Genomic DNA, 26262 nt, shown 5'->3' on the forward strand with positions numbered 1-26262 from the left:
TGCATTGTCATCTCTGGCCGGCCGGGGAAGCCTCCGGCGGGGATATTTAAGGACAGATGAAACACGGATATTTTCATCTGTCTCTAAATATCCCGGGGGAGAGGCCCTGAAAGGGCCGAGGGGGCAGGGCCCCCCTCTTTGTCTTCAGCCCCTCAGCGCGTCGACATGGAAGGAGATGTGATCTTCGATGAAGGAGGACACGAAGAAATAGCTGTGGTCATAGCCTTTCTGCATCCGGAAGGTGCCGCCCTGGCGGCGTTCTGTCATCGCGGCGGCAAGGGCTTCGGGTTTCAGCAGGTCGATGAACTGATCAGAGGTGCCCTGGTCGATCAGCACCGGCCCGTCAAAGCCACGTTTGCGCATCAGCGCCGAGGCGTCATGCGGCGCCCATGTGCTCTCATCCGCACCGAGATAAGCGGTGAACTGTTTGCGGCCCCAGTCTGACGCCATCGGGTTGCAGATCGGCGAAAAGGCCGAGACCGAGGAAAAGCGGCCCGGGAGGCTCATCGCGATGGTCAGCGCGCCATGGCCGCCCATCGAATGTCCGGTGATCGCCTGAAGGCCTTCCTCCAGCGGGAAGGCGCGGAATACGAGGTCCGGCAGCTCATCCGTCACGTAATCCCACATCCTGTAGTGTCTGGCCCAGGGGCCTTCGGTCGCATTCACATAGAAGCCGGCGCCCTGACCCAGATCATAGGCCTCATCATTGGCGACCGCCTCGCCGCGCGGGCTGGTATCGGGGAAGATCAGCGCGATGCCGGCCTCGGCTGCCCAGCGTTGCGCGCCGGCTTTCACCATCGCATTCTCATGCGTGCAGGTCAGGCCCGAGAGATACCATAACAGCGGCACCGGCCCGTCTTCGGCCCCTTCCGGCAGGAAAAGGCCAAAGGTCATATCGGTCCGCGTGGTCTCCGAGGCATGGCTATAGACGCCCTGCACCCCTCCAAAGCAGCGGTTTTCCGAAATCGTCTTCATGGTCTCTCCTCCTTCGTCTCCGGATGGGGCGGATCCCGGCCCCCTCCGGCTTTGGCGCCACCATGGAGTTATTGCCGCGCCGGAGCAAGGGGCGCGGGCGCACCTAGCCGCCGCCGATCAGCACACCGGCGGCAAAGACCAGTGCGCCGCCCAGCACCACCTGGAAGGCCGCGCGCAGGAATGGTGTCTCCATATAGCGGTTCTGGATCCAGGCGATGGCCCAGAGTTCGAAGAACACCACGATCATCGCAATGGAGGTGGCCAGGTGGAAATTCGGGATCAGATAAGGCAGGGCATGGCCAAGCCCGCCAAGGGCCGTCATCACCCCGGTCGCGATCCCGCGTTTGATCGGGCTGCCGCGCCCCGAGATCCGGCCATCATCGGCCGCGGCCTCGGTAAAGCCCATCGAGATCCCGGCGCCGACCGAGGCGGCCAGCCCCACCAGAAAGGTCGTATGGGTGTTTTGCGTCGCGAAAGCCGTGGCGAAGATCGGCGCGAGGGTCGAGACCGAGCCATCCATCAGCCCGGCAAGGCCTGGCTGCACCCAGGTCAGGATGAACTGGCGCTTTTCCGTCTGGCTCTCGGCCGCACTGGCATCGTCGCTCAGATGGGTTTCTGTCAGCTGATCGGCCGCCCGTTCATGGGCTGATTCCGCCTGGGCCAGATCGCCCAGCAATTTACGCGTTGCCGCATCGGTGATATGGGCGGCGGCGCTTTCATAAAAGGCGCCGGCCTCGCGTTCCATCTTGGCCGCCTCGGCCCGGATTACGTCCAGCGACATCTGCGCCTTCAGCCAGACCGGCCTGCGCATATGGAACCCTGCCACATGTTCGCGCCGGATCAGCGGGATCACCTGGCCGAACCGGCTTGTGAAAAGGTCGATCAGCGCGCGGCGATGGCCGTCTTCCTCAAGCGCCATCCCATCAAACACCGCCGCGCTGGCGGGGTATGCCTCCCGGAGATGGTCGGCGTAATGGCGGTAAATGCGGGCGTCATCTTCTTCTGACGAGATCGCCAGAGCGAGGATCTCTTTCTCCGAGAGGTCCCGGAGCCGGCGGCGGGATGAGAGCGCGGTCAACATCTCGGACCTCCATCACAGCGGCATCACTTAAGCCCCCCGGCACAATCTTCGCGCGACAGGCTGCATAGCGGCCAGCTAGCCTGCTGCGCCGCCGGAAGGCCAGCCGGAAATTCCGGCCCGGGGGCGAATTGACAAGCCTCATGGTTGCCAATGGCCCGACCGGCGGCCATGATGCTGCTGTTATGACATGTATTTCCGACTCCGAGGTCCGCAGAGGCCGAAAATTTGATCAGGTTCAGGAAGGCGCATTGCGTGTTTTCCTGCGCGATGGGTTTGAAGGCGCATCGGTCGATGAGATCGCCCGCGAGGCCGGGGTTTCCAAGGCCACGCTCTATTCCTATTTCCCAGACAAACGCGTGATGTTTGCCGAAGTGTTCAGCGTTGAATGCCAGCGCCAGGCCAGGTTTGCCGAGGCCGATATGACGCAGACCCCCCCGGCGCGCGAGTTTCTGGCCCAGTCCTCGCGGCGGGTGATCCGCTTTGCGCTGTCGGATTTCGGGCGGCAGCTCTTCCGGCTTGTCGTCGGCGAAGTGTCGCGCTTTCCCGAACTTGCGCGGCAGTTCTATGTGAACGGGCCGGGGATCGTCAGGGGGCGGCTGGAGACCCGGCTGCGCGAACTGGCGGCACGCGGCGAGCTGGAAATCGCGGATTTCGACCTTGCGGTGGATCAGTTCGTGCAGCTGGCGAAATCGACGGTGCATGACCGGGCGATGCTGAACCTCGTCGATGACATTCAACCCGAAGAGATCGAGCGCGCGGTCGAGGCCACGGTGGAGATGTTCATGGCGCGCTACGGCGCGAAAGGCTGAGGCGCCTGTCCCCGGGTCGGGTACGCTTTCGGGTCATCAACCCTATGGCCTTAATTCAGCGCAGGGGACGGGCAGACAGAAGAGTGGCCCCTGACGAGATCGGTTCTGCCAGAGGGCAAAGGGGGCGGGTGGTCTCCGGGCGACCCATGGGCCGGTCATAATCGGCAGTCAGGCCCGCCCCGCCGCCGCTGGGCGCGGCGATCTGTCAGCCGCAAAGCGTCCGGGCCGCCATCACCTGAGTTACACAGGGTTGCGCTTACGCAGTATTACAGGCCTGGCCTGGGTGCCGCTCAAGGTGACGGGATCCCGCCCGACTCAAGCAGCACATAATCCTGACCATTCGCATGGCCGTCACCGGCCTGCGTGAACTGATTTGCCCGATAGAACGCAAGTGCCGGGGTGTTCAATGCGACGCATTTGAGACGGTAGCGGGCAGTCGGCCAGCGAGGCAAGGCCCGGAGAAGGGCTGACCCGATGCCACGGCGTGGAAGGTCTGGGTCAACATGCAGGTGATGGATGAAACTGTCGGCTTCCCAGACCGAGATGAAACCCAGAATCCGACTGGCCTCCACAGCGACAAATTTCAACTCATCGACTGTCTGGAGGTCGAAATCCTCGGCACGCAGCGAGGACGGTTCCTCCCAGACGAAGGCCGAGCGTCTGGATCGCAGGAACAGGTCTCGCAAGGCTGGCACGTCTCGGGCGTCGGCAATTCGCGTTATCAGGTTCGCACCCTTTCCTGGGCTGATGGCTGTGTCCGGTCCTTTGATCAGTCAATCCGACCAATGGCACCCGACCCCCGTTAAGGAGCCTGAAGACCCGCCCGGCAATTATGCACGGACGGCAGGCGTGCATCCGCTGCGGCCGAACAGCGAAACGGTCCTCAGGCATTGATATTCTGCAAAGAAATGGCCGGGCGCCTGGCTCAGCCATTCTCCTTGAGGATCTGCCCCGCGAGATAGAGTGAGCCGCAGATCAACACCCGTGCCTCAGGCGCCCGGGCGGCGATCTCGTCAAGTGCAGCCTGGACCGACCCTGCAACCGCGGCAGGGATCCCGGCGGTTGCAGCTGCATCGCGCGTCGCCGTGGCCGGCAGGGTGTTCGGCTCGCCCGGGATCTCGACCGCGATCAGGCGCCGCAGCGCGGGGGCAAGCGGGCGCATATAGCCCGTCACATCCTTGGTGTTGAGCATGCCGCAAATCGCGTAAGTATCGCGCGCGGGCATGCGGGCAAGCGTTGCCGCCACCGCATCGCCGCCTGCCGGATTGTGACCCCCATCAAGCCAGAGCTCGATGCCCGGCGCCGATGCCGCAAGCGGGCCTTGCGTCAGGCGCTGCATCCGGGCGGGCCAGACGGCCTGGGTGACGGCAGCCTCGCAGGCGGCTTCATCCCGGCCCAGAAGGCGCAGCGCGGCAATCGCAGCCCCGGCATTCTGGATCTGATGCGGCCCCGGCAGATTGGGCAAAGGCAGATCCAGCAGGCCGTTTTCGTCCTGATAGACCATGCGGCCGCGCTCTTCGGCGATCTGCCAGTGCTGGCCAAAAGCGAAGACCGGTGCGCCAAGACGGGCGGCCCTGGCTTCGATCACCGCGAGCCCCGCCTCTTCCTGGGGGCCGACCACGACAGGCACACCGCGCTTGATGATCCCGGCTTTCTCGCCGGCGATCTCGGGCAGCGTCTCGCCAAGATATTGCTGATGGTCGACCGAGACCGGCGTGATGATCGTGAGACGCGGCTGTTCCACGACATTGGTGGCGTCGAGCCGCCCGCCAAGCCCGACTTCGAGCAGCGTGAAATCCGCCTGCACCCGCGAAAAAGCGAGCATCGCCGCCACGGTGGTGATCTCGAAAAATGTGATCGGCTCGCCGCCATTGGCGGCAATGCATTCATCCAGCAGCGCCATCAGCGCCGGTTCCGAAATCAGCTCGCCGGCCAGCCGGATCCGCTCGTGGAACCGCGCCAGATGCGGCGAGGTATAGGCATGGACATTCGCACCCGAGGCCTCGAGCCCGGCGCGGATCATCGCCTGGGTGGAGCCCTTGCCATTGGTGCCCGCGAGATGGATCACCGGCGGCAGGCTGCGCTCGGGGTGGCCGAGAGCCGTCAGCAGGCGATGTACGCGGTCAAGCGTCAGGTCGATGATCTTTGGATGAAAGCTCATCATCCGCTCAAGGATCGCATCCGATCCGGTGCTGTCTGGCATGGTCATGTCAGAGCGGCGCGCGCGTGATGGCGGACAGCGCGTCATTCACCGCAAAAGTATGCGCGACAATGCCGGTGATGCCGAATGCCGCGAGCCGGGCCGAATGTTTCACGCGGTACGCCTCTGCCGCGTCAGCCGTGGCGAAGAGGTAGATCCCGCCTGCGCGGCTGTTGTCCTGGTTCTCGGTCCAGATCTTCCACAAAAGCCCCGGCTCTCCGGCGATATCCTGTGCCAGGTCCTCCATTGCCGCAGTCATCCCGGCCCCCCAGGGGCCCGTGAAGGGGAAATCGAACTGAAGAAGTGTGACAGACATCATGAATGCCTTTCCTGGCTCAGCTTTAGGGCGTTTCGGGGGCCGGAGCACTGGTCGCGACCGGGGCCGGCTCGGGGGCGGCAAGATCGGCGCGGATCGCCGGGGGCTGGCCGGTGAGCATGCGCAGGATGGTGATCAGCTCTTCCCGCATGGATTTGCGATGGGTCACGCGGTCAAGCATGCCGTGATCCAGCAGATATTCGGCGCGCTGGAACCCCTCGGGGAGCTTTTCGCGGATGGTCTGTTCAATAACGCGCGGCCCGGCAAAGCAGATCAGTGCATTGGGTTCGGCGATCTGCACATCACCCAGCATCGCGTAAGACGCCGTGACGCCGCCGGTGGTCGGATGGGTGAGGACAACGATATAGGGCAGCCCTGCCTCTTTCAGCATCTGGATCGCCACGGTCGTGCGCGGCATCTGCATAAGGGCAAGGATCCCCTCCTGCATCCGTGCGCCGCCGGCGGCGGAAAAGACCACGAAGGGCTTTTTCATCTGAACCGCGCGCTCGGCACCGGCGATGAAGGCATTGCCGACATACATCGACAGCGATCCGCCGATAAAGGCGAAATCCTGCGCGGCGGCGACGATGGGGGTGCGGCCGATCTCGCCCTCGGCCACCAGCATCGCCTCTTTCTCGCCGGTCGATTTCTGCGCGGCTTTCAGGCGGTCGGGATATTTCTTCTGATCGCGGAAATGCAGCGGATCGGCGATGGGTTCGGGAACCTTCACCTCGGTGAAAATACCACCGTCGAACAGTGCGGTGAAGCGATCCCGCGGGCTGATCGCCATATGGTGATCACAATTCGAGCACACATTGAGATTGGCCTCGAGCTCACGGTGGAACAGCATCGTTCCGCATTCCGGACATTTGGTCCACAGGTTCTCGGGCACCTCGCGCCGCGAGAAGAGCGAGTTGATCTTCGGGCGGACGTAATTGGTGATCCAGTTCATATGCAGGCCTTTCCACCGGGGACGTTTCGGGGGTCTGAGGTTTGGTCTCCGAGATAAGGCCACGGCGCCCTGAATGCAATGCAAAGGCCTGTGGCCGGCGGTGAAGAGGGGGCCAGCCCCCTCGCGGCTTTGCCGCTCACCCCCGGGATATTTAGAGACAGATGAAATTGGTAAGTGAGAGTGGTTTTCAGCTGTCCTTAAATATCCCCGCCGGAGGCATCCGCAGCCGGCAAGAGGCCGCGGGGTTCAGAGTTTGCGCCGCGCCCGCAAGGCGGCTCCGAGCGTGCCATCGTCGAGATGGTCAAGCTCGCCACCGACCGGCACACCCTGGGCAAGGGTCGTGATCTGCGCTGTTGTCACCGTCAGGGCATCGGCGATATAATGCGCGGTGGTTTGTGCATCAATTGTGGCGCTCAGAGCGAGGATCACTTCGGTGATATTTTCATCCGAGACCCGTGCGACGAGGCGCGGAATTCCGAGTTCCTCGGGGCCAAGCCCGTCAAGCGCCGAAAGCGTGCCGCCGAGAACCTGGTAGCGGCCGCGAAACACGCCGGCGCGTTCCAGGGCCCAGAGATCGGCGACATCTTCGACAACGCAAAGTTCTCCCGTCGCGCGGGCGGCATCCTGACAGATCGGGCAGATGTCTGCGGTCGAGATATTGCCGCAACTCTGGCAGTCGCGGGCGTTCAGCGCCACTTCGGCCAGCGATTGCGCCAGTGGGGCCATGACCTGAGCGCGGCGTTTCAGCATGGCCAGCACCGCACGCCGGGCCGAGCGCGGGCCAAGGCCCGGCAACCGCGACATCAGCTGGATCAGTGTTTCGATACCGGTCTCGTCAGAAGTGCGCGTCACTGGGGCGCCGGCATCAGAACGGGAGTTTCATATCGGCCGGCAGCCCGAGCTGTTCGGTCAGGCGGCGCATCTCGTCTGCGGATTTCGTGGCGGCGCGCGACTGCGCATCGCGGATCGCGGCGAGAATCAGATCCTCCAGCACTTCCTTTTCCGAAGGCACCAGGATCGACGGGTCGATATCAAGCCCGGTCACATCGCCCTTGCAGGTCGCGCGCGCCTTCACGAGGCCGGCGCCGCTCTCGCCCACCACCACGCTGTTTGCGAGGCTTTCCTGCAGGTCGGCCATTTTCGTCTGCATTTCCTGGGCGGCTTTCATCATTTTGGCCATATCGCCAATCCCGCCGAGACCACCAAGACCTTTGAACATCGGTTTCTTCCTTTGTGTTTACCGCTGACTGCTGCGCCCGGGGCTGTGTGCAGGGTTATTCCTCGAACGGGTCCCAGTCATCGCCATCGGCCGCTTCGACCTCGGGCAGTGCCTCAAGCGCGGCCTCCGCCTCTGCAGAGCTCGCCGTTCGGATATCGGTGATTTTCGCTTTCGGGAAGGCCGTCAGCACGGCTTTCACCAGCGGGTTTTGCAAAGCGCCGGTTTCGGCCTCGCGCCGTTCCTCTTCGCGGATCTCGGCGATGGTGGGGGCGCCGCCGCTTGCGACCACCGAGACGCCCCAGCGGCTGCGGGTCCAGCCCTGAAGGCGTTGCGAGAGTTTGGCCGCCAGATCGCGCGAAGCACCGGGGGCGGGTTCGAACTCGATCCGGCCGGGCGCATATTGCACGAGCCGCAGCCCGGTCTCGACCTCGACCAGCAGCTGCATATCGCGTTTCTCGCGGATCAGCGCGACGATCTGATCAAAGGAGGTATAGATCACCTCCGGCTGGCCATTCAGCGCGGGCGCCGCCGCCATCATCGCGCCATGGGCCGGGCCGCGCGCCATGGGGGCAAAGCGCATCGCGCCATGCATCGCACCGCTGCCGGCCGGGGCGCCGCCCGCCATGCCACCACCGCCGGGACCACCCGCGGCAGGGCCATCCGAAGACGGGCGCGGCCCGTCATTCAGGCGCCGCATCAGCGTTGCGGGGTCGGGAAGCTCGGCCACATGGGTGAGGCGGATGATCGCCATTTCCGCCGCCATCATCGCATTGGGGGCCTGGCCGACCTCCTCCAGGGCTTTCAGAAGCATCTGCCACATCCGGGTCAGCGCCCGCATCGGCAGCTTTTCGGCCATTTCAAGGCCCCGGCTGCGCTCGTCCGGCGGCACAGTCGGGTCTTCGGCGGTCTGGGGCGTGACCTTGATCACCGAAATCCAGTGTGTGATCTCGGCCAGATCGCGCAGGACGGCCATCGGATCGGCGCCTTCGGCATATTGCTGTGCGAGTTCCGCCAGAGCCTCGGAGGCCTGACCCTTCATCACCATGTCAAAGAGATCCAGCGTGCGGCCGCGATCGGCGAGGCCCAGCATGGCGCGGACGGCGGGCGCGGTCGTCTCGCCCTGGCCATGGCTGATCGCCTGGTCGAGGATCGAAGTCGCGTCGCGGGCAGAGCCCTCGGCTGCGCGGGTGATCAGCGCCAGCGCATCCTCGGAAATGTCAGCACCCTCAGAACCCGCGATGCGGCGCAGGAGGGCCATCATCACCTCGGGTTCGATCCGGCGCAGATCGAACCGCTGGCAGCGCGACAGGACGGTGACCGGAACCTTGCGGATCTCGGTGGTGGCGAAGATGAATTTCACATGGGCGGGCGGCTCTTCCAGCGTCTTCAGGAGCGCGTTGAAGGCGTTGACCGACAGCATGTGTACTTCGTCGATGATGTAGATCTTGTAGCGCGCCGAGGCCGCCCGGTAATGCACCGAATCGATGATCTCGCGGATATCGCCGACGCCGGTATTCGAGGCGGCGTCCATCTCCATCACATCGACATGGCGGCCTTCCGAGATCGAGACGCAATGCTCGCATTTGCCGCAGGGCTCGGTCGTGGGGCCGCCGGTTCCGTCTGGACCGATGCAGTTCAGCCCCTTGGCGATGATACGGGCGGTGGTGGTCTTGCCGGTGCCGCGGATGCCGGTCATCACGAAAGCCTGGGCAATGCGGCCGGCGGCGAAGGCGTTTTTCAGAGTGCGGACCATCGCCTCCTGGCCGACAAGATCGGCGAAGGTCTCGGGGCGGTATTTGCGGGCGAGAACCTTATAGGCCTGCGGCGATTGGTCGGACATCTGGCCTCCTGTGGCTCTGGCTCAATCTAAGCACCGGCGTCGCTTTCGGCAACCGGCTGCCGCTGGCGCCGGAATTCGTGACGAATTCCGGTCCGGTTTCTTGATGAAGAAACCGGCGCCCGTTACGGGCGGGGCGCGGCGGCCCGGCGCAGGCGATCATTGATGGCCTGGCCAAGACCGGTTTCCGGGATCGGCGCAAAGGCGATGCGGCCTTCTGCACCTGCAAGCACATCGGCTTCGCGCAGGATGTGAAAGAGCCGCGCCGCAGCCTCCACGAGATCACCATGCTCGGACAGGGTCAGATCGCCTTTTACCTCGCCGAAGCCTATGAGGATCTCGCCGGTTTCGGCTGCTCTTGCTTCAAGCCGCACCAGCGCGCCCGGCGCGTAATGCGACCCGAGCTGGCCGGGCGCCGTTGGGCGGTCAGGCGCTTTTGGCGTCATATGCGGTGCGATCCGCTGACCCAGCACGGTTTCCAGGGCCTCGACCGGTACGCCGCCGGGTCGCAAAAGCTGTACCCCGTCGCCGAAGCCCAGGATTGTCGATTCCACCCCGACCTCGCAGGCGCCGCCATCCAGCACCGCCGCGATCCGGCCTTCCAGCCCGTCCATCACATGCGAGGCCCTGGTCGGCGAGACCCGGCCCGATGGATTGGCCGAGGGCCCTGCCAGCGGGCCGCCGAAGGCGCGCAGCAGCGCCCGCGCCACCGGATGCGCCGGCACCCGGACCGCAAGCGTTCCCAGCCCCGCCGTCGCCAGCGGCGAGATCCCTGCGCCGGGCCTGAGCGGCAGCACCAGGGTCAGAGGCCCCGGCCAGAAATGTTCCGCCAGCAAAAGCGCCTCTGGCGTGAAGGTCACATAATGCTCTGCCGCCGCCAGATCCGGCAGATGCGCGATCAGCGGGTTGAAAGAGGGCCGCCCCTTGGCCTCGAAAATCCGCGCGACTGTGCTGTCGAGACGCGCATCCCCCCCGAGCCCGTAGACCGTCTCGGAGGGGAAGGCGACCAGTTCGCCCTCGCGCAGGAGCCTGGCTGCGCGGGCGATACCGTGATCGGTGGCAGCAAGGAGTTCGGTCTGGCGCATTCCTGATCCTGGCATGTGACGTCCGGCGATTGTGACGCAGCGTCTGTCTTGCGGGTGAGGGGCATTTGTTATGCTTTTGCGCATATTGGACCTCGACAGATCAGACAAGACCGTTCCCGGGCCCCGGCCCCGGCGCAGCGGCCCGCCGGAGACCAGAATATGAGCCATGCACCCGCAGCGGATCACCGATTTATCCTGGATCACATCATTGATTTTACGGATATTTCCGGGACGGATCGCTTTGCCGAAGCCTCGCCCGACATGGTGAGCGCGATCCTTGATGGTGCGGCGCGGCTTTGCGATGAAGTGGTGGCACCGGTGAACCGCGATGGCGACCTGACACCCGCGCGGCTGGAGAACGGTGTGATGCGCGCCTCGCCCGGCTTTGAGCGCGCCTACCATGCCATTGCCGGGGGCGGTTGGGTCGGGGTCTCGGCCAGTGCGGACTATGGCGGTATGGGGCTGCCGCATGTGCTGGCGACCTGCGTCAACGAGATGCTTGCCGGCGCCTGCCTGTCCTTGCAGCTGAAACCGCTCCTGAGCCAGGGGCAGATCGAAGCGCTGGAACATCACGCTTCGGAGGCGCTGAAAGCGCTGTATCTGCCGAAGCTGATTTCGGGCGAATGGTCGGGCACGATGAACCTGACCGAGCCGCAGGCCGGGTCGGATGTCGGTGCCCTGACCACCCGCGCGGTGCCGGCAGAGGATGGCAGCTACCGGATCAGTGGCCAGAAGATCTTTATCACCTGGGGCGATTCGGATCTGGTGTCGAATATCTGCCATCTGGTGCTGGCGCGGCTGCCGGATGCGGCGCCGGGGGTGAAGGGGATCTCGCTGTTTCTGGTGCCGAAATACCTGCCGGATGCGGCGGGAAATCCGGGGCAGGCGAATAATCTGCGGGTGGTCAGCCTGGAACATAAGCTCGGCATCCATGGCAGCCCGACCTGCGTGATGGAATTCGATCAGGCCACCGGCTGGATGGTGGATGGGCCGGGCAAGGGCATGGCTGCGATGTTCACCATGATGAACAACGCCCGCCTGGGCGTGGGGATGCAGGGGGTCGGCGTGGCCGAGGCGGCGCTGCAAAAGGCCGTGGCCTTCGCGCAGGAGCGGGTGCAGGGCAGGACGCCGGATGGCTCTGCCACGATCATCGGCCATGCCGATATCCGCCGTATGCTGACTGAGGCGCGCGCCAAAATCTTTGCGGCGCGGGCGATCGGCCTCACCTGTGCCAAAGCGATCGATATGGCCAGCGCGACCGGCGATGCTGCCTGGGCGGCGCGGGCAGCGTTCCTGACGCCCATCGCCAAGGCTTTCGGCACCGATATCGGCATCGAGATCGCCGATATGGGGGTGCAGGTTCATGGTGGCATGGGCTTCATCGAGGAAACCGGCGCCGCGCAATATCTGCGCGATGCAAGGATCACCGCGATTTATGAAGGCACCAATGGCATCCAGGCGATGGATCTGGTCGGGCGCAAGCTGGCCGATGGCGGCGCGGTGGCCTTTGAGCTGATCGACGGGATCATCGCCCGCGCCGTCGCGGCGGAGGAACACTGGCCGGAGCTCGCGGCGATCCTCGGCACGGTGGCGAGATCGTTGCGGGGGGCGACCGGCACGCTGCTTGCGATGGAGATGAACGACCGTTTCGCTGGCGCGGTGCCCTATCTGCGCGCTTTCGCGCTGGTGCTGGGGGCGGATGCACATCTGCGGGCCGCGCAGGCCGATCCGGAGCGGCTGCCACTGGCGCGGGTGATGATCACCCGTCTTACAGAGGATGCGCTCTTCCTGCTTTCAGCGGCGCGCCGGCGCGCGGCGGATCTTTACGCGGTACCGGTCGCGATGCTCGGCTGAGCCCTATCCGGCAAGGTGGCGCAGCCCCTGGGTCACATCTGTTCTGACGGCAAGGCGCAGCCCCGGCTCGTCACCGGCTTTCAGCGCCGACAGGATCATCCGGTGATAGGGCGGGGCCTCGCGCCGCCGCAGACGCGCGTAAAGCGCCCGCATCGTCGGGCCAAGCTGCAGCCAGACCGTCTCGCACATTGCGAGCATCGCGGGGGCCTGGGCGCGCAGATACAGGGTACGGTGAAATTCCAGATTGGTCCGGACATAGGCGACCGCATCGTGGCGCGCGACGGCTTCGGTATTGGCGGTGTTGATCGCCGCCAGCCGCTCGATCAGCGCGAAATGCGCGCGGGGCAGGGCGCGGGCGGCCAGTTCCGGCTCCAGCATGGCGCGGATTGCAGCCAGTTCCTCGATCCGCTCGGGTGTCAGCTCCGGCGTGGACACCCGCCCCGAGGAGGACAGCGTCAGCGCGCCCTCGGCCACAAGACGGCGCAACGCCTCGCGCGCGGGCGTCATCGAGACGCCGAAATCCTTCGCGAGCCCGCGCAGTGTCAGCGACTGGCCGGGCGCCAGTTCGCCATGCATCACCTGCTGGCGCAGGACACGGTAAAGCCGCTCATGCGCGGCGGCATTGGGGTCGGGCGGACGGGGGCCGGCAGGAATGATCATGGCGGGCATCGGAACATGCTGGGCAAAGCGGGGTCAACCGGTATCGGAGTGGGAATAAGGGCGGGCATGATGCGTTCAGCCCGCAAAACTGTAGCGGTGCAGCGTCTGGCCGTCGCGTTTCAGCCAGTCGCGCTCGGCCTTCCAGCCGGGGCGGATCTTCGAGACCACCGCCCAGAAATCAGCGGAATGGTTCATCTCGACCAGATGCGCGACCTCATGGGCCGCGACATAGTCAAGCACCTCGCGCGGCGCCATGGCAAGGCGCCAGGAATACATCAGCGTGCCGTCATGGCTGCATGATCCCCAGCGGGACCGTGTGTCGCGCAGAACAAGCCGCGTATAGCTGCGCCCGACAAGGCCCGCGTAATGAGTTGAGCTATAGGCCAGCCGGTCGCGCGCCAGCGCCTTGAGCCAGGCCGCCACTTTTGCACCGGCCTGATCCGGCCGCCCCGGCACGAGGAGGCTGTCGCCTTCGACCCGGACGCCGCGCCCTTCAGACGGAATGAGGCGCATCATCCGCCCCAGAACCGGCAGTTCGGCCCCGTGGGTAACCGGCACCAGCCGCGCCATTGGCATCGAGGCCAGCACATTCCTCAGCCAGCCTTCCTGATCGCGCAGAAAACTCAGCGCGTCGCGGTCTTTTGCGCGCGGCGGCAGCGTCAGCGTCACCTTGCCATCGAGTCGCGAAACACGCAGCGAGAACCGCTTTGCCCGGGCCGAGCGGCGCATATTGATCTCGACCGGCGGCGGTCCGGGCAGCAACAGCATCAAATTCTCGTTCCAGAGGCCAGAATTCACGTGCCGTCCGGCTTGATTCCGCGCTGGTAAAGGCGCATCTGACGGCTTACGCAAAAGGCTTTGACAGCCGCTCCGGCCTGTGGCAAGGGGCAGCGTTCGGATTACCCTGTCATCAGGGCGAAAGTGAAGGGACAACCCATGGCCAAGGAAGACTGGGGCACCAAGCGTCTGTGCCCGACGACCGGAAAACGGTTCTATGACCTGAACCGGACGCCGGTGGTCAGCCCCTATACCGGCGAGGTTGTGGATATCGAATCGGCCCGCCGCAAGCTGGCGGCTGCGGTGATCTCGCGCGTTTCGCCCGAGAAGGACGATGAAGTTCTGGTCGACGATCTCGAAGCCGAAGAAGATCTGCTGGAAACGGCAGAAGGCGGCGATGACGATATCGACGATGATCTGCTTGAAGATGATGCCGATGACAATGTCTCGCTCGACGAGCTGGCCGATGTGGCCGGCAGCGACGAAGAGGGCTGAGACAAGCCTGCAAGGCCTTGCTCAGCATAGCCCCGTGAAACAGGAAAAGACCCGCCTCTGGCGGGTCTTTTTCGTTTCGTCTGGCGGGGGAGGAGGCTCAGGCCGCGCAGATCCCGTCGGGCGCTTTTCCGGGTCCGGGCAGGATCGGCCCGGCGCTGGTCCACCAGGCGGGATTGGAGTGGGCGATCAGCGGCAGGGCGGCACGGGCCGCAGCCTCATCGGCAAAAAGCGCGAAACAGGTGGCGCCCGAGCCGGACATCCGCGCCATCAGCGCGCCGGGAAGGGCTTTGAGCTGGTCAATCACCTCGCCGATCACCGGGGCGAGCTCGCGTGCGGGCTTTTCCAGGTCATTGCGCTGGTCCCGGGCCCAGGCCGCGAGGGTGGCGATATCGGGCCAGGCGGGAAGGCGTGCGGGCAAAGGCGGGTTCTCGCGGCGTGTCAGAGCGCGAAACACTGCCGGAGTGGGGACTTCGACACCAGGATTGACGAGAAGAATGCCCCCTGACGGAAAGCCGGTCAGCGGTTCGATGATTTCGCCGATGCCGCGCATCCTGGCGGGGCCGGGGCTCAGGCAGACCGGTATATCGGCACCAAGCCGGGCCGCGATACGGACAATCTCTGCCGCGTCAGGCCGCGTTCCGGGCGGGACCAATCGCAGGGCGGCGCGGATGGCGGCTGCCGCATCCGAAGATCCGCCGCCAATGCCGGAGGCCGGTGGCAGATGCTTTTCCAGTCGGAACGCCAGGGGCAGCCCCGGGAATATCGCGGCGGCGGCGCGCGAGACAAGGTTTTCGGTGCCACCGGGCAGTGCCGGTCCGAAAGGGCCGGTCAGCTCCAGCGAGGGGGCTGCGGCCGGCGCCGCATCGAGCCAGTCGCCGATACCGGCAAAAATCACCAGGCTGTCCAGCAGGTGATAGCCATCATCCCGCCGCCCGGTGACATGCAGGCAGAGATTGACTTTGGCAGGTGCGAATTCGCGGATGGAATCAATCCTCGGCAGGGGCGTTCTCCGGCAAGCTGCCCTCACTGTCGCCACCGGCATCGGGCGCGTCGGCAGTGCCGTTTTCCGGGGCGGGTGCCGCTGCCGGAGCGGGGGAGGCAGTAGGAGAGGCGGGACGCGCCGGGGGGCGGGCAGCCTCTTCCGCCATGACCGCATCGAGGCCGATATCCAGCTTGCGCCGGATGCGGATTGCATCGGCGGCATCCGGCCCGTAAGACAGTGCCCGGTGCCATTGGAATTCCGCTTCGCGCTTGCGGCCGTTCATCCAGTAGATATCGCCCAGGTGATCGGTGATCTCGGGCTCAAGGGGTTCCAGCAGCGAGGCCTGTTCAATCGGCTGCAATGCCTCCTGATAGCGGCCGAGCATGAAATAGGCCCAGGCGAGACTGTCAAGGATCATGCCCGAATCGGGCGCACCGGCCACGGCCTGTTTGATCATAGCCAGCGCTTCATCAAGGTCCTGGCGCCGTTCCAGCAGGCTGTAGCCGAGATAATTGAGCACTTCCGGCTGGCCCGGATTGATGCGCAGCGCCTCGCGGAAATCGAGATCGGCGCCGGTATGGAGGTTCTGACGTTCCCGCATCGCCCCCCGGCTGAAATAGAGCAGCCAGGCCGCGCGCGGGGGCGGATCGGGCAGAAGGCCGATTGCCACGCTGTAAGCCGCCTCTGATTCGGCCCAGCGTTGTTCATTGCGCAGCATGTCGCCAAGCGCGACCTGGACCACCAGCAGCTTGCCATGGCTGCGGGTCAGCTGTTTCAGCACTTCGATCGCCGCCTCTTTGCGACCGGCGGAATAAAGCGCATTGGCGCGGCCGAGCTGGGCATCATACCAGGACGGGTGTTCGGGCGAGAATTCATCATAGGCTGCTTCAGCCAGATCGTATTCGCCCATCTGGTCGAGCATCGCAGCCCCGAGCAGGATCGCATCGTCATGATCGGGTTTCAGCGCCACGGCGATGCGGCAATTCAGCTGGACAAAAGCGGGCTCGGCCTCGCCGCTGAGCAGGGTGGCCAGCGACCAGAAAACCTCGGCCATGCCCTCGCGCGCGTCTTTCACGGTGTCAAAGGGGATGGTCTCGCCTGCGACAAGCCGGGCGCGCAACACCTCGGCCAGGGGCTCGGGCGTGGTGCCCCAGGTCTTGTCGATCAGCGCGATGGCGTCGTCATTGCGTTCAAGCTGCGACAGGATCTGCACATGCGCCAGCACCCCGCGCCGGTTCAGCCCCAGACCGGGTGCCGACAGCGCCTTGTCGGCGCCCTCGAAATCGCCTGCCAGTGCGAGCGCCAGTGCTTTGTGATAGATGCCATGCGCCTCGAGCCCGCGGCGTTCGGCAATCTCGTCAAATTCGCCCAGAGCCTCGGTCATGCGGCCCTGACCGATATCGGCCCAGGCGCGGGCAAGTCCATCGACCAGCGGGCCAATCGATTTCCCGTCATCCAGCGCCGATCTGATGGCGGCGAAATCGCTGTTCAGACCAGCCTGGCTGATCTGCGCCAGATCGGCGAGCTGGGCGGGCTGGTCGCCCTCTTGCATAAGGGCGTGGCGATGTTCGGCGATGCTCGCCGCATCGGCGATCTTGCCAAGGCTGAGCAGGGCGAAGATCGAGCCGTCCATCAGCAGCCGGTTGTCAGGGTCAACGCTGAGCGCCTGGGTGAACCAGGCGGAGGCGGAGCGGAAATCACCGGCGGTTTCGGCATTGCGGGCGGCAAGGAAAGCGCCTGAATCGACGGGAGTTTCGGTCGTGACATCAGCGGGTTGCGCTGCGGCAGAGGCCTCTTGCGCGACCACCGGTGAAAGCCCCGAAAGGCTGAGACCAAGCGCGGTGGTCAGCGTAAGGAGAGAACGGATCATTGCGGAATACCCCCTGGACTGCCTCTGGCGGAGCCCGTCTGACCTGGCCCACCCCCGCCGGGCTTTTCGGACGCGCCCATGCTGGGACCGAAGCTAACGCCCCGTTTTGCAACACGCAATGCAGGGCGGAGCGGTTCGGGGTGAGGATTGCCTGTCATAGTGGGCTGGCGGGTGAACTCTTCGTGAAACGGTGTTCACGCCATGAGCCGGAAAAAAGAAACCGACTGCCAGGAATTACACCACAGCCTTGCAGGAGGTCCGCATCATGACGGCCCTGTTGTGCAGGCGAGGCTCTTTACAAGTCTGTGCGGCGGATAAGGGGCGGCGGTCAGGCGAGGATTTCGGCTTCGCTGACCGCAGCCCCCGGTCCTTACATATTCGGATAGTTCGGCCCGCCCCCGCCCATCGGCGTGGTCCAGTTGATGTTTTGCGACGGGTCTTTGATGTCGCAGGTTTTGCAATGGACGCAGTTCTGGAAGTTGATGCGGAAGCTGGCATCCTGGCCTTCGCCCAGCACCTCATAGACGCCGGCCGGGCAGTAGCGCTGCGCGGGCTCGTCATATTCGGGCAGGTTGACGCGGATCGGTACCGAAGGATCTTTCAGCCGCAGATGGGCGGGCTGGTTCTCGTCATGGTTGGTGAAGCTGTAGGACACATTGGTCAGCCGGTCAAAGGAGAGAACGCCATCCGGTTTCGGATAGTCGATCTTTTTGTAATCCTTGGCTTTCCCGGTCGAATCCGCATCGTTCTTGCCATGTTTCAGCGTTCCGAACAGCGAGAAGCCGAGCGTGTTGGTCCACATATCAAGCCCGCCGAGGGTGAGCGAGGCCTTGAGACCCCATTTCGACCACATCGGTTTGACATTGCGGACCTTTTTCAGATCCTTCCCGATGGCGCCGGCCCGCACCTCGGTTTCGTAATCGGTCAGCTCATCGCCCTGGCGTCCCGCGCTGATCGCCGCATAAGCGGCCTCTGCGGCGGCTTTGCCTGAGAGCATCGCGTTATGGTTGCCCTTGATGCGCGGCACATTGACGAGACCGGCCGAGCAGCCCAGCAGCGCCACGCCCGGCGCCACCATTTTCGGGATCGACTGGAAGCCACCTTCCGAGATCGCCCGCGCGCCGTAAGCCACGCGTTTGCCGCCTTTCAGCAGTTCCGCCACCATCGGGTGATGCTTGAAACGCTGGAATTCCATGTAAGGGTAAAGGTGGGGGTTCTTGTAGTTCAGGTGAACCACGAAACCGACATAGACCTGATTGTTTTCAAGATGGTAGATGAAGGAGCCACCGCCCGCATTGCCACCCAGCGGCCAGCCCATCGTATGGGTGACGGTGCCCTCGCGGTGCTTTTCGGGGTCAATCTCCCAGATCTCTTTCATGCCGAGACCGAATTTCTGCGGGCAATGGCCCTGCGAGAGGTCGAACTTCTGGATCACCTCTTTCGCGAGGCTGCCGCGCACGCCTTCCGAGAGGAAGACATATTTGCCGCGCAGCTCCATCCCGGGCTCATAGGCAGGGCCGGGAAGGGCGGTTTCAGGGTCAAGGCCGAATTCACCGGCAACGACGCCGGCGACCCTCTTGCCATCTTCGGACCAGACCAGCTGCGAGCAGGCCATGCCGGGGAAAATTTCGACGCCGAGACCCTCGGCCACACCCGCCATCCAGCGGCAGACATTCGCCATCGAGACGATGTAATTGCCGTGATTGTTCATCAGAGGCGGCATCGGGAAATTCGGGATGCGGATCTTGCCGGCCGGGCCGAGGATATAGAAATTATCCTCTTTCACCGGCACCCTGACCGGTGCATCCATCTCGCGCCAGTCGGGCAGCAGGGCATCGAGACCGGCGGGATCCAGCACCGCGCCTGAGAGAATATGCGCGCCGACTTCAGAGCCTTTTTCCAGCACGACCACGCTCAGATCGGGGTCAAGCTGTTTGAGACGGATCGCCGCCGAAAGACCCGAAGGCCCTGCGCCCACGATCACAACGTCATATTCCATCGACTCGCGGGTGATCGCTGTGTTGGGATCGGTCATCGGCTTTTTTCTCGCTCCTTGCTGCGGTCTGACGGCGCCGCAAATTCTGGCTGGGAAGTCCTGTTGGGCCCCGATTGGCCGGGCGTCTCGTGATTGCCCTATGGGCAGGCGCGCGTCAACCATGCTGCAGCATCATCCCATAGGGGCGCAGCCCGCGGCACTATTCTTGCCGTTAAGCGACAGGACGCGCATGCAGCACGCCATGGCCCTTGCTTTTTCTTTGCCCATCGGGTGAGGTTGCCGGAACACGAGGCGCGAAGTCATGACCCGGGTGACCGGTTCGTGGCTTCTGTTTTTTTAAAGTGACGACAGCGATATGGAAAAAATTCCGGTTACGAGGCGCGGCTTTGAAGTGCTGGATGCGGAACTGCGGCAGTTGAAAAGCGAGGCGCGTCCCGCGATCATCCGCGACATTGCCGAGGCCCGGGCGCATGGCGACCTTTCGGAAAACGCCGAATATCATGCGGCGCGTGAAAAACAGGGCTTTATCGAGGGCCGGATCAAGGAACTCGAAGGCATCATTTCGCTTGCCGATGTGATCGACCCGACTTCGCTGTCGGGCGCGATCAAATTCGGGGCGACGGTCACCGTGGTCGATGAAGACAGCGATGAGGAAAAGACCTGGCAGATCGTCGGCGAGGTCGAAGCCAATATCGAGCTCGGGCTTTTGAACATCCGGTCCCCGATTGCGCGCGCGCTGATCGGCAAGGAAGAGGGCGACAGCGTTGATGTCACCACTCCGGGCGGGCAGAAAAGTTACGAAATCCTGTCGGTGCGCTATATCTGAGCCGGAGCCGCCATGGCGAAAGATCCTGAGGACATGCCCGAGGATATGAATGCAACAAAGTCGTGGGCGGGGGCCCTCGGCGGCTCGCCGGTGACCGGGATCGCCGCCGGGGTGATGTCGGGGATCTGGGTTGTGGCGGTGCTGGCCTGGGTCTTCACCGTGCCCGAAGGCGCCGAATCGCGGGTGCCAGGCCTTGTGATGACCCTCTTGATTCTGTTTCTGCCGCTGGCCCTGATCTGGGTCGCGGTGGTGACATTGCGGCTGGTCGCCGATCTGCGCTCTGAAGCGGCCAGCCTGAAAGCCGCCATTGACGGCATGCGGGGCTCTTTCCTCGAGGCGCGCCAGGAGATCCGCAGCGTGATCACCCGCCCCGAGGCGCCGGTTGCGGCTGCGCCAATGGCAGAGCCTGCGGGAAGTGCGATGGCCGGACCCGCCAGTTTCTCGTCGCGCCGCGATCAGTCGCTTTCGGTGCCTTCGGCAGATCGCAAGGTCGCGCTGACGCCGGCACGCCCGGAACCCGAGGCCGAACAGCCGGCCCTCGCACTTGGCACGCCGGGCGATATGGCGCGCCAGCCGCTCTCGATCGAAGATTTCATCACGGCTCTGCAATTCCCCGAAAGCCCCGATGACAAGGCCGGTTTCCGCGCCCTGCGCCTTGCGCTTGAGGATCGCGAGGTCGCGAAGCTGATCCGCGCGGCCCAGGATGTGCTGACGCTTCTGAGCCAGGAGGGCATCTATATGGATGACCTGCGGCCCGAGCTTTGCCATCCCGATATCTGGCGCCGCTTCTCGGCCGGCGAACGCGGGCGCGGCATTGCGGCGATCGGCGGCATCCGGGATCGCTCGTCGCTGGCACTGGCTGCCGGACGACTGCGCGAGGACACGATTTTCCGCGATGCGTCGCATCATTTCCTGCGCACCTTTGACCGGGTCTTCCAGGTGTTTGAACAAAATGCCAGCGATAATGAGCTGATCCATTTCGCCGATACCCGTACCGCGCGCGCTTTCATGGTACTGGGACGTGTGGCCGGGGTCTTCGACTGATCACCCGGGCGCGGGGCCTAATCCGCAGGGAAATCGTCGAGCTGCCGCACCATGGTCGTTGCGGCGGCAAAGCCAAAGGCAAAGCGCAAAAGACCAAGCTGATCAGTATGGGTCGCTGTAAAGCCCTCGCGCTCGTAAAGGGCGCGGGCGCGGGGATTGCCCTCGATCACCTCAAGGCGCACGGAAGGGTAGCCCCGCCGCTTTGCCTCGCGACACAAAGTGGTGATCAGGGCGGTACCGACACCCAGACCGCGTGCCTGTGACGCCACGGCGATTCCATCGATCAGGAAGCGCTCGTTATCGACCTCATGGCTCAGGAGCCGCAACAGACCTGCGCGCCAGGCCGATCCGAACATGCCGTAAACCCGCCGCAGATCGCGCCTGGTGCCGCCCGAAAAGCTGCCCTGCACCGATTTGAACCCGGCAAGCCCGATCAGCCGGCCGGTATCGTCTTGCGCGGAAAAGCAGTGATCGGGCCTGAGCCCGCGTGTCAGGAAAGCCAGCGCCCGGTCGTCAGGTCCCATGACGCGGCCGAGTTTGGCACCGAAAGCCTCCCAATAGATGCAGGCGGCCTCGTCGCGCTGGTCCATGGGAAAGCCGCGCCGGATGGAAAAGCTCTCAGGGCGCAAGCCCGGAATCCTTCAGGATAAACGTGGCAATTGCCTCTGCGTCATTCAGGTCGAGCACCGGCACGCTCAGCCCGTTCAGCGCGGCGTCTGAGGCCACCGCACGCACCAGCGGATCGCCGGGCTGGATCATCGGGCGGTCGGCCACGCCCGCGCGCCAGACTTCGATCTTCGGATGGGTATCGCGCTTGTACCCTTCGACCAGCACCAGATCGACCGGGGCGAGGCGGGCCAGCACCTCTGTCAGTTCCGGTTCGGGGCCGCGATGTTCGCGCAGGATGGCGAAGCGTTTCGCAGAGGCCAGCACGACTTCCTGCGCGCCGGCTTCGCGGTGGCGCCAGGTGTCCTTGCCGGGCTGGTCGAGATCGACATCATGATGCACATGTTTGACCGTCGAGACCGACAATCCACGCTGTGTCAGGGTGGCGACCAGGCGCTCCATCAGCGTGGTTTTGCCGCTGTTTTGCCAGCCGATCACACCATAGATCTTCATACGGGGCGGCCTTCACTGCGGATATTGGCGCGGGCGAGGTCTTCGGGCGTGTTGAGATTGTCGAAGGCACCCGTATCGGGGAAATCGACGGGGCAGGCGCCATGGTGCGCCGCGAAATCGGCGATTTTCGGTTTCGCGCCCGAGGCGAGGAAACCGGCCAGCGCATCCGCGAGTGTGACCGGCCAGATTGCTGTCGCATTGTGGTCGCGCCCACCGGCCCGGGCAAATCCCGGCCCCGGCAGCGCGGTGGCAAGGCGTGTGATCAGATTATCCGGCAGGAAAGGCGCATCAACCGGGACAGAGATCAGCGCGGTGGCGCCTGCCGTCTTTGCCGCGCGCAACCCGGCAAGGATCCCGGCCAGCGGCCCGAGTGACGTTTCATCGGGCAGGACCTCAAGCCCGGTAAAGGCAAAGCGCGCCGCATCGCCATTGGCCGAAATCAGCAGGCGACCGGCCTGGGGCCGCAGCCGCGCGATCACATGGGCGATCAGCGGCTGACCGGCGAGCGTCAGAAGCGCCTTATCCGCCCCGCCCATCCGGCGCCCCTGTCCACCTGCGAGAATGACGGCAAAGAGGCTCACGCGCGAATGCACCTTATGCGGAAATGGAACTTTGCCGGTGCAGGCGGATCAATTGACCCGTCTGCCCTTTTTGTCGACGAGGATCACGCCATGCCCGGCACCGGGATTGTCGTTTTCTTCGGTTACGATACGGGTGGTGACGCCCGGCAGCTCTGCGAAGGACGCATCCAGCCTTTTCGGGAAGTAAGTCGAGGACACGCCCTCAAAGCCCGGAACCGAGCGCAGGATACCGGCGATCGAGCTTGCACAATGGGCCTTGGCCACTGCGCCATTCGACATGGCTTTTTGCAAGATCGCCTCGGCCACGGCGGGCGAAACCTGCAGCTTGCGCTCGATGACGTGGAACTTCTCTGTTTCAGAGTCGCGCGCATGGTAATCGAGGTAGAAATTCACCATCCGGTCGGTCATGCCGAAATGCACGTCATTGCGTTCGGGCGCGGCATCATGATGCCAGGTCCCGGCCGGATCAAACAGCACACGTTGCGAAGCATTGATCAGCAAAGCCGAATGCGATCCCGATCCGGTGCGGTCATTGATGGTGGTCAGAAGCGTGATTTCGGTCGGCGGTCCGGCGACATAGCTGGCACGTGAGACCTGGTCGTCAGGCGCCCAGACCGGTTCTGCACAGGCCGAAAGCGTCAGCAGCACCGCGAGCGCGGCAAGAAGGCGATACATGTAACCTCTCCCTGCCCTGTGCCGGCCCGCAGGGGGGCCGGTTTCAGGGCGGCAAAATCACGTCCGGGCGAGGCCGAGGAAAACGAGAACCACGACGCAGACAACGACAGTCCAGGTCGCGACCCTGATGAAACCGGCAAAGGTTTTTTCCTGAGTGCGGATATCCATGCTGCCATGCGTGTGATCGCCATGCTGATGATCGGCCATTCTTCATTCCCCGGGAACAGATGCTTTTCCGCCTGTTAGCCGATTCAGCGCCCGCTGTCACCCATCGGGCGCGGCCCGGCATGCACGAAGATGCCATGGTGATGTATCTTTCCCGCGCCAGCGCCCAGGTCTGCGGGGGAGGTGCTCAGTCGCCCGCGACCGGCCAGACCGATGCATCCCCGGATTCGCCGCCATCCCATCCCTGCAAGAGCCGAAAGCCGATACGGACCGGCGGCGCTTCGGGGGCAAGCTTCGGCACCGCGCGCAGCAAAACCGAAAGCTGGCTGACATGCTGCACCATCTGGGTGCGGATGCCATCTTCATCCCGGCCAAAGAAGGTGAGCAGATCCGGGGCCGACCAGCCCAGCCCCTCGATCCGGAGCACCCCGGCAGCGCTGCCGGTAAAGCCCATGGCGATCTCCTGGCTCTGATCGAGCTGGCTTTCGAACTGGCGGATATAGATCACCAGACGCTCGCAGGCCGATTCGGCCGGGGTCTTTTGCGCCGCTGCCTTCCTGGTCGTGGTCTTCGGTGCCGCTGCCGCAGGGCTGCCGGGAACAATGGCCGCAGCCTTCGCCGTCATTTTGCGTTTCGCGGGGGCTGCGGTGCTGCCAGCGGCGGCGGCTTTGGTCAGGGTTTTCTCGGTCATGTCTTTTGCCAGAGCCATGCCCCATCGGGGCCGGGGGAACGGGTGATCTCGCCCCGGTGCAGCAGGTGGTTCAGATGCGCCACCGCCTCGACCAGCGCGAGGCCAAGCTCGCTTTCGCCGATCCTGCGGCGGAAGAGCATCGGGAAGCAACCCACTGCCGTATTGGGCACGGTGAGGAAATCGCGCAGCCGGTCCAGGGCCGAGAGGTGGTTTTCCACCATCTGACGCAGCCGGAACGGCAGGCCGGTGAAAGGGAGCTTATGGCCTGGCAGCACCAGCTGATCCTCGCGCGCGAAAGCGCTGAGGCGGGTGCAGCTTTCCAGCCATTCCCCAAGTGGGTCGGCCTCGGGTTCCGCCGGATAAACGCCGATATTGGCAGAGATCCCGGGCAAAAGCTGATCGCCGCCAAGAACGAGGCCGTCTGTCCAGAGCGTCGCATGCGCGGGGGCATGGCCATGACCGATGCGGATCTGCCAGTCGCGCCCGCCCAGCCGCAGGGTCTGGCCCTCGCTGATCCGGGTAAAGCCCAAAGGCAGCGGCGCCATACAATCCGACGAGTTGAACGGGCGCTCATTCATCCGCCGCTCCAGATCGGAGGGCAGCATGCCTGCGCGTTTCCAGAAGGCGACCGTCTCGGGAGAGGGGCGTTCTTCGGCTGTGTTAAACAGCATCCTTGCATAAAGCCAGGCGGTGCGGGTGATCAGAAGGGCTGCGCCCTGTTCGATGAACCAGCCCGCCATACCGATATGATCCGGGTGATGATGGGTGACGACCAGCCGCTTTACCGGCCTGCCGGCCAGCGGCCCGGCCAACAAAGCCTGCCAGGCCGCAAGGGCGCGGCGCGATCTGATGCCAGTATCGATCAGCGTCCAGCCATCGCCCTCGTCGATCGCATAGACATTCACATGGTCCAGCGCCCAGGGCAGCGAAAGCCGCATCCATAGAACACCCGGTGCGACCTCGGTCGCGGAACCGGCTGCGGGTGCATCGGGGAAGGGGTGGCGGATCTCACTCATGGGGTGTTTCATGCCGGGAACGCGCGGCGCGGGCAAGCTGATGTTCATGGGAGCGGGTTCGGGAGCAGACGATATCGCGGATGCGCCTGCCTTCGGGCTTTCGCAGTGGCCTCATATCGGGGGTTTGTGGGATTGGACCAAATTCGGCACTTTTTTCGGGGGGCGCTGGTGATTGCTTTCCTGTTGTGGCGCTGACCTGGCAGGACAGGTCGCGCGCCGGGGGCACCAGGGTGGAATGCGGGGCTCACATCGCGGGGCAGTCGCACGGGGGAACCTCAGGATAAAACCCGGGTAAAGCCTGCGGTAACCTTTGTTAACGCAGGCGCTGGACAAAGCCGGTGGCATCGGCCAGGCCCGTCTGATGTCCGGTCTCATTCTACAGCTTGTCTTCGTAACTTCTGTTGCCGCCGCGCCGTCGATCTCGGGCGCGCCCCAGGTCAGTGATGGGGATACGCTGCGGTTCGGACCGGTTGTGGTACGGCTTCATGGCATCGACGCCCCGGAATCCGGCCAAAGCTGTGCCAGTGCCGGTGGAGGCAGCTGGCCCTGCGGTCTGGCGGCGACGAGGCGGCTGGAGGCACTGATCGCCGGCAACACCGTGACCTGCGAGGTGCTGGCCCGCGACCGCTATGGAAGGGTGGTTGCGCGCTGCGCGGCCGGCGGCGAGGATCTCGGCGCTGCGATGGTCTCGGATGGCCTCGCCTGGGCCTATATCGCCTATTCCGATGCCTATCTGCCGCAGCAGACCCTTGCGCAGGCAGCCGGTCGCGGCATCTGGGCCGCACCGTCACAACCCGCCTGGGAGTTTCGCGCCGCGCGCTGGATGGCGGCTGATCAGGATACGCCGCTTGAGGGCTGCCCGATCAAGGGCAATATCTCGAAATCGGGCGAGCGGATCTACCACCTGCCCTGGTCACCGGCCTATGCAAGGACGGTGATCCGCGAAGATCAGGGCGAGCGCTGGTTCTGCGACGAGGCCGAGGCCCGGGCCGCAGGCTGGCGCCCGGCGCGCGGGAAATAGCGCCGGGGCGCGCAGA

The 26262-nt window shown here is 64.5% G+C and carries 28 protein-coding genes; 6 read left to right on the forward strand and 22 right to left on the reverse strand.

What is annotated here, in order from left to right; all coding sequences use genetic code 11:
- Positions 1-144 precede the first annotated feature (144 nt).
- The gene (gene fghA, locus BLW25_RS01595; RefSeq protein WP_092895750.1) at positions 145-975 is read right to left on the reverse strand and encodes an S-formylglutathione hydrolase; all 831 of its coding nucleotides are present in this window, start codon (positions 973-975) and stop codon (positions 145-147) included.
- A 103-nt stretch (positions 976-1078) separates the two neighbouring features.
- Positions 1079-2056, reverse strand: a complete 978-nt coding sequence (mbfA, locus tag BLW25_RS01600; RefSeq protein WP_092895752.1) for an iron exporter MbfA — start codon at positions 2054-2056, stop codon at positions 1079-1081.
- Between the two features lie 248 nt (positions 2057-2304).
- Here mbfA and BLW25_RS01605 point away from each other — a divergent pair, with 248 nt between their 5' ends.
- Complete coding sequence (locus BLW25_RS01605) at positions 2305-2865, forward strand: TetR/AcrR family transcriptional regulator (protein WP_366267586.1); 561 nt, start codon at positions 2305-2307, stop codon at positions 2863-2865.
- A 290-nt stretch (positions 2866-3155) separates the two neighbouring features.
- On the opposite strand, the gene BLW25_RS01610 is transcribed toward BLW25_RS01605, so the two are convergent.
- The 8 genes from BLW25_RS01610 to BLW25_RS01645 all read right to left on the reverse strand — a co-directional run bounded on the left by BLW25_RS01610 (position 3156) and on the right by BLW25_RS01645 (position 10474).
- Positions 3156-3551, reverse strand: coding sequence for a GNAT family N-acetyltransferase (locus BLW25_RS01610; RefSeq protein ID WP_216279311.1), 396 nt, complete (start codon positions 3549-3551; stop codon positions 3156-3158).
- A 239-nt stretch (positions 3552-3790) separates the two neighbouring features.
- Entirely contained in the window at positions 3791-5074 is a 1284-nt protein-coding gene (locus tag BLW25_RS01615; RefSeq protein ID WP_092895756.1) for a bifunctional folylpolyglutamate synthase/dihydrofolate synthase, read from the reverse strand.
- A 1-nt stretch (position 5075) separates the two neighbouring features.
- Entirely contained in the window at positions 5076-5381 is a 306-nt protein-coding gene (locus BLW25_RS01620) for a monooxygenase (protein WP_092901304.1), read from the reverse strand.
- A gap of 25 nt (positions 5382-5406) precedes the next feature.
- A complete protein-coding gene (accD, locus tag BLW25_RS01625) occupies positions 5407-6333 on the reverse strand; it encodes an acetyl-CoA carboxylase, carboxyltransferase subunit beta (RefSeq protein WP_092895758.1) in 927 nt (308 codons plus the stop codon).
- A gap of 246 nt (positions 6334-6579) precedes the next feature.
- On the reverse strand, positions 6580-7185 hold the full coding sequence (gene recR, locus BLW25_RS01630) for a recombination mediator RecR (protein ID WP_092895760.1): 606 nt from the start codon (positions 7183-7185) through the stop codon (positions 6580-6582).
- A 13-nt stretch (positions 7186-7198) separates the two neighbouring features.
- The gene (locus tag BLW25_RS01635; RefSeq protein WP_092895762.1) at positions 7199-7552 is read right to left on the reverse strand and encodes a YbaB/EbfC family nucleoid-associated protein; all 354 of its coding nucleotides are present in this window, start codon (positions 7550-7552) and stop codon (positions 7199-7201) included.
- 55 nt (positions 7553-7607) lie between these two features.
- Positions 7608-9392, reverse strand: coding sequence for a DNA polymerase III subunit gamma/tau (locus BLW25_RS01640; protein WP_092895764.1), 1785 nt, complete (start codon positions 9390-9392; stop codon positions 7608-7610).
- A 122-nt stretch (positions 9393-9514) separates the two neighbouring features.
- Positions 9515-10474, reverse strand: coding sequence for an L-threonylcarbamoyladenylate synthase (locus BLW25_RS01645; RefSeq protein WP_092895766.1), 960 nt, complete (start codon positions 10472-10474; stop codon positions 9515-9517).
- 159 nt (positions 10475-10633) lie between these two features.
- Between BLW25_RS01645 and BLW25_RS01650 the strand changes: the two genes are divergently transcribed.
- Positions 10634-12328 (forward strand): acyl-CoA dehydrogenase family protein, encoded by a 1695-nt coding sequence (locus tag BLW25_RS01650; RefSeq protein ID WP_092895768.1) that lies wholly within the window; start codon positions 10634-10636, stop codon positions 12326-12328.
- 3 nt (positions 12329-12331) lie between these two features.
- Here the strand turns inward: BLW25_RS01650 and BLW25_RS01655 are convergent, their stop codons facing one another.
- Together BLW25_RS01655 and BLW25_RS01660 are read right to left on the reverse strand one after the other, a co-directional pair.
- The gene (locus BLW25_RS01655) at positions 12332-12988 is read right to left on the reverse strand and encodes a GntR family transcriptional regulator (protein WP_092901306.1); all 657 of its coding nucleotides are present in this window, start codon (positions 12986-12988) and stop codon (positions 12332-12334) included.
- 75 nt (positions 12989-13063) lie between these two features.
- A complete protein-coding gene (locus tag BLW25_RS01660) occupies positions 13064-13756 on the reverse strand; it encodes a M48 family metallopeptidase (RefSeq protein ID WP_092901309.1) in 693 nt (230 codons plus the stop codon).
- A gap of 168 nt (positions 13757-13924) precedes the next feature.
- Between BLW25_RS01660 and BLW25_RS01665 the strand changes: the two genes are divergently transcribed.
- Entirely contained in the window at positions 13925-14260 is a 336-nt protein-coding gene (locus BLW25_RS01665; RefSeq protein ID WP_092895770.1) for a TIGR02300 family protein, read from the forward strand.
- 97 nt (positions 14261-14357) lie between these two features.
- On the opposite strand, the gene BLW25_RS01670 is transcribed toward BLW25_RS01665, so the two are convergent.
- From BLW25_RS01670 to BLW25_RS01680, 3 genes are all read right to left on the reverse strand, one after another.
- Positions 14358-15287: a 4-(cytidine 5'-diphospho)-2-C-methyl-D-erythritol kinase gene (locus tag BLW25_RS01670; protein WP_253188153.1), complete on the reverse strand. Its 930-nt coding sequence runs from the start codon at positions 15285-15287 to the stop codon at positions 14358-14360.
- Complete coding sequence (locus tag BLW25_RS01675) at positions 15247-17112, reverse strand: tetratricopeptide repeat protein (RefSeq protein ID WP_092895774.1); 1866 nt, start codon at positions 17110-17112, stop codon at positions 15247-15249. The genes BLW25_RS01670 and BLW25_RS01675 overlap by 41 nt, the downstream gene beginning before the upstream one ends.
- A 370-nt stretch (positions 17113-17482) precedes the next feature.
- Positions 17483-19147 (reverse strand): electron transfer flavoprotein-ubiquinone oxidoreductase, encoded by a 1665-nt coding sequence (locus tag BLW25_RS01680; protein ID WP_092895776.1) that lies wholly within the window; start codon positions 19145-19147, stop codon positions 17483-17485.
- Positions 19148-19463: 316 nt separating this feature from the next.
- On the opposite strand from BLW25_RS01680, the gene greA reads away from it, so the two are divergent.
- Positions 19464-19934, forward strand: a complete 471-nt coding sequence (gene greA, locus BLW25_RS01685) for a transcription elongation factor GreA (protein WP_092895778.1) — start codon at positions 19464-19466, stop codon at positions 19932-19934.
- Between the two features lie 12 nt (positions 19935-19946).
- Complete coding sequence (locus BLW25_RS01690) at positions 19947-20978, forward strand: hypothetical protein (protein ID WP_253188155.1); 1032 nt, start codon at positions 19947-19949, stop codon at positions 20976-20978.
- A 17-nt stretch (positions 20979-20995) separates the two neighbouring features.
- Here BLW25_RS01690 and BLW25_RS01695 read toward each other — a convergent pair whose 3' ends face one another.
- The 7 genes from BLW25_RS01695 to BLW25_RS01725 form a co-directional block, all read right to left on the reverse strand.
- On the reverse strand, positions 20996-21607 hold the full coding sequence (locus BLW25_RS01695; protein WP_394328418.1) for a GNAT family N-acetyltransferase: 612 nt from the start codon (positions 21605-21607) through the stop codon (positions 20996-20998).
- Positions 21597-22097, reverse strand: coding sequence for a molybdopterin-guanine dinucleotide biosynthesis protein B (gene mobB / locus BLW25_RS01700; RefSeq protein ID WP_092895782.1), 501 nt, complete (start codon positions 22095-22097; stop codon positions 21597-21599). The genes BLW25_RS01695 and mobB overlap by 11 nt, the downstream gene beginning before the upstream one ends.
- A complete protein-coding gene (gene mobA, locus BLW25_RS01705) occupies positions 22094-22678 on the reverse strand; it encodes a molybdenum cofactor guanylyltransferase MobA (protein WP_092901315.1) in 585 nt (194 codons plus the stop codon). The genes mobB and mobA overlap by 4 nt, the downstream gene beginning before the upstream one ends.
- A 48-nt stretch (positions 22679-22726) precedes the next feature.
- Entirely contained in the window at positions 22727-23353 is a 627-nt protein-coding gene (locus BLW25_RS01710; RefSeq protein ID WP_092895784.1) for a hypothetical protein, read from the reverse strand.
- A 57-nt stretch (positions 23354-23410) separates the two neighbouring features.
- Positions 23411-23560, reverse strand: a complete 150-nt coding sequence (locus BLW25_RS01715; RefSeq protein WP_092895786.1) for an aa3-type cytochrome c oxidase subunit IV — start codon at positions 23558-23560, stop codon at positions 23411-23413.
- Between the two features lie 145 nt (positions 23561-23705).
- Positions 23706-24209: a DUF6173 family protein gene (locus BLW25_RS01720; protein ID WP_092901318.1), complete on the reverse strand. Its 504-nt coding sequence runs from the start codon at positions 24207-24209 to the stop codon at positions 23706-23708.
- On the reverse strand, positions 24206-25225 hold the full coding sequence (locus BLW25_RS01725; protein ID WP_253188157.1) for an MBL fold metallo-hydrolase: 1020 nt from the start codon (positions 25223-25225) through the stop codon (positions 24206-24208). Before BLW25_RS01725 ends, BLW25_RS01720 begins: the two co-directional genes overlap by 4 nt.
- 361 nt (positions 25226-25586) lie before the next feature.
- On the opposite strand from BLW25_RS01725, the gene BLW25_RS01730 reads away from it, so the two are divergent.
- Positions 25587-26246 (forward strand): thermonuclease family protein, encoded by a 660-nt coding sequence (locus BLW25_RS01730; protein WP_092901320.1) that lies wholly within the window; start codon positions 25587-25589, stop codon positions 26244-26246.
- Positions 26247-26262 lie beyond the last annotated feature (16 nt).

Origin of the sequence: Rhodobacter sp. 24-YEA-8 (assembly GCF_900105075.1) — a bacterium.
Classification (GTDB): Bacteria; Pseudomonadota; Alphaproteobacteria; order Rhodobacterales; family Rhodobacteraceae; genus Pseudogemmobacter.

What these genes read in the sequence shown, in the direction of transcription:
- fghA (WP_092895750.1), bottom strand. Translation starts at nt 975, where the DNA reads ATGAAGACGATTTCGGAAAACCGCTGCTTTGGAGGGGTGCAGGGCGTC.
- mbfA (WP_092895752.1), bottom strand. Translation starts at nt 2,056, where the DNA reads ATGTTGACCGCGCTCTCATCCCGCCGCCGGCTCCGGGACCTCTCGGAG.
- BLW25_RS01615 (WP_092895756.1), bottom strand. Translation starts at nt 5,074, where the DNA reads ATGACCATGCCAGACAGCACCGGATCGGATGCGATCCTTGAGCGGATG.
- BLW25_RS01620 (WP_092901304.1), bottom strand. Translation starts at nt 5,381, where the DNA reads ATGTCTGTCACACTTCTTCAGTTCGATTTCCCCTTCACGGGCCCCTGG.
- accD (WP_092895758.1), bottom strand. Translation starts at nt 6,333, where the DNA reads ATGAACTGGATCACCAATTACGTCCGCCCGAAGATCAACTCGCTCTTC.
- BLW25_RS01635 (WP_092895762.1), bottom strand. Translation starts at nt 7,552, where the DNA reads ATGTTCAAAGGTCTTGGTGGTCTCGGCGGGATTGGCGATATGGCCAAA.
- BLW25_RS01640 (WP_092895764.1), bottom strand. Translation starts at nt 9,392, where the DNA reads ATGTCCGACCAATCGCCGCAGGCCTATAAGGTTCTCGCCCGCAAATAC.
- BLW25_RS01645 (WP_092895766.1), bottom strand. Translation starts at nt 10,474, where the DNA reads ATGCGCCAGACCGAACTCCTTGCTGCCACCGATCACGGTATCGCCCGC.
- BLW25_RS01650 (WP_092895768.1), top strand. Translation starts at nt 10,634, where the DNA reads ATGAGCCATGCACCCGCAGCGGATCACCGATTTATCCTGGATCACATC.
- BLW25_RS01655 (WP_092901306.1), bottom strand. Translation starts at nt 12,988, where the DNA reads ATGATCATTCCTGCCGGCCCCCGTCCGCCCGACCCCAATGCCGCCGCG.
- BLW25_RS01660 (WP_092901309.1), bottom strand. Translation starts at nt 13,756, where the DNA reads ATGCTGTTGCTGCCCGGACCGCCGCCGGTCGAGATCAATATGCGCCGC.
- BLW25_RS01665 (WP_092895770.1), top strand. Translation starts at nt 13,925, where the DNA reads ATGGCCAAGGAAGACTGGGGCACCAAGCGTCTGTGCCCGACGACCGGA.
- BLW25_RS01675 (WP_092895774.1), bottom strand. Translation starts at nt 17,112, where the DNA reads ATGATCCGTTCTCTCCTTACGCTGACCACCGCGCTTGGTCTCAGCCTT.
- BLW25_RS01680 (WP_092895776.1), bottom strand. Translation starts at nt 19,147, where the DNA reads ATGACCGATCCCAACACAGCGATCACCCGCGAGTCGATGGAATATGAC.
- greA (WP_092895778.1), top strand. Translation starts at nt 19,464, where the DNA reads ATGGAAAAAATTCCGGTTACGAGGCGCGGCTTTGAAGTGCTGGATGCG.
- BLW25_RS01690 (WP_253188155.1), top strand. Translation starts at nt 19,947, where the DNA reads ATGGCGAAAGATCCTGAGGACATGCCCGAGGATATGAATGCAACAAAG.
- mobB (WP_092895782.1), bottom strand. Translation starts at nt 22,097, where the DNA reads ATGAAGATCTATGGTGTGATCGGCTGGCAAAACAGCGGCAAAACCACG.
- BLW25_RS01710 (WP_092895784.1), bottom strand. Translation starts at nt 23,353, where the DNA reads ATGTATCGCCTTCTTGCCGCGCTCGCGGTGCTGCTGACGCTTTCGGCC.
- BLW25_RS01715 (WP_092895786.1), bottom strand. Translation starts at nt 23,560, where the DNA reads ATGGCCGATCATCAGCATGGCGATCACACGCATGGCAGCATGGATATC.
- BLW25_RS01720 (WP_092901318.1), bottom strand. Translation starts at nt 24,209, where the DNA reads ATGACCGAGAAAACCCTGACCAAAGCCGCCGCCGCTGGCAGCACCGCA.
- BLW25_RS01725 (WP_253188157.1), bottom strand. Translation starts at nt 25,225, where the DNA reads ATGAGTGAGATCCGCCACCCCTTCCCCGATGCACCCGCAGCCGGTTCC.
- BLW25_RS01730 (WP_092901320.1), top strand. Translation starts at nt 25,587, where the DNA reads ATGTCCGGTCTCATTCTACAGCTTGTCTTCGTAACTTCTGTTGCCGCC.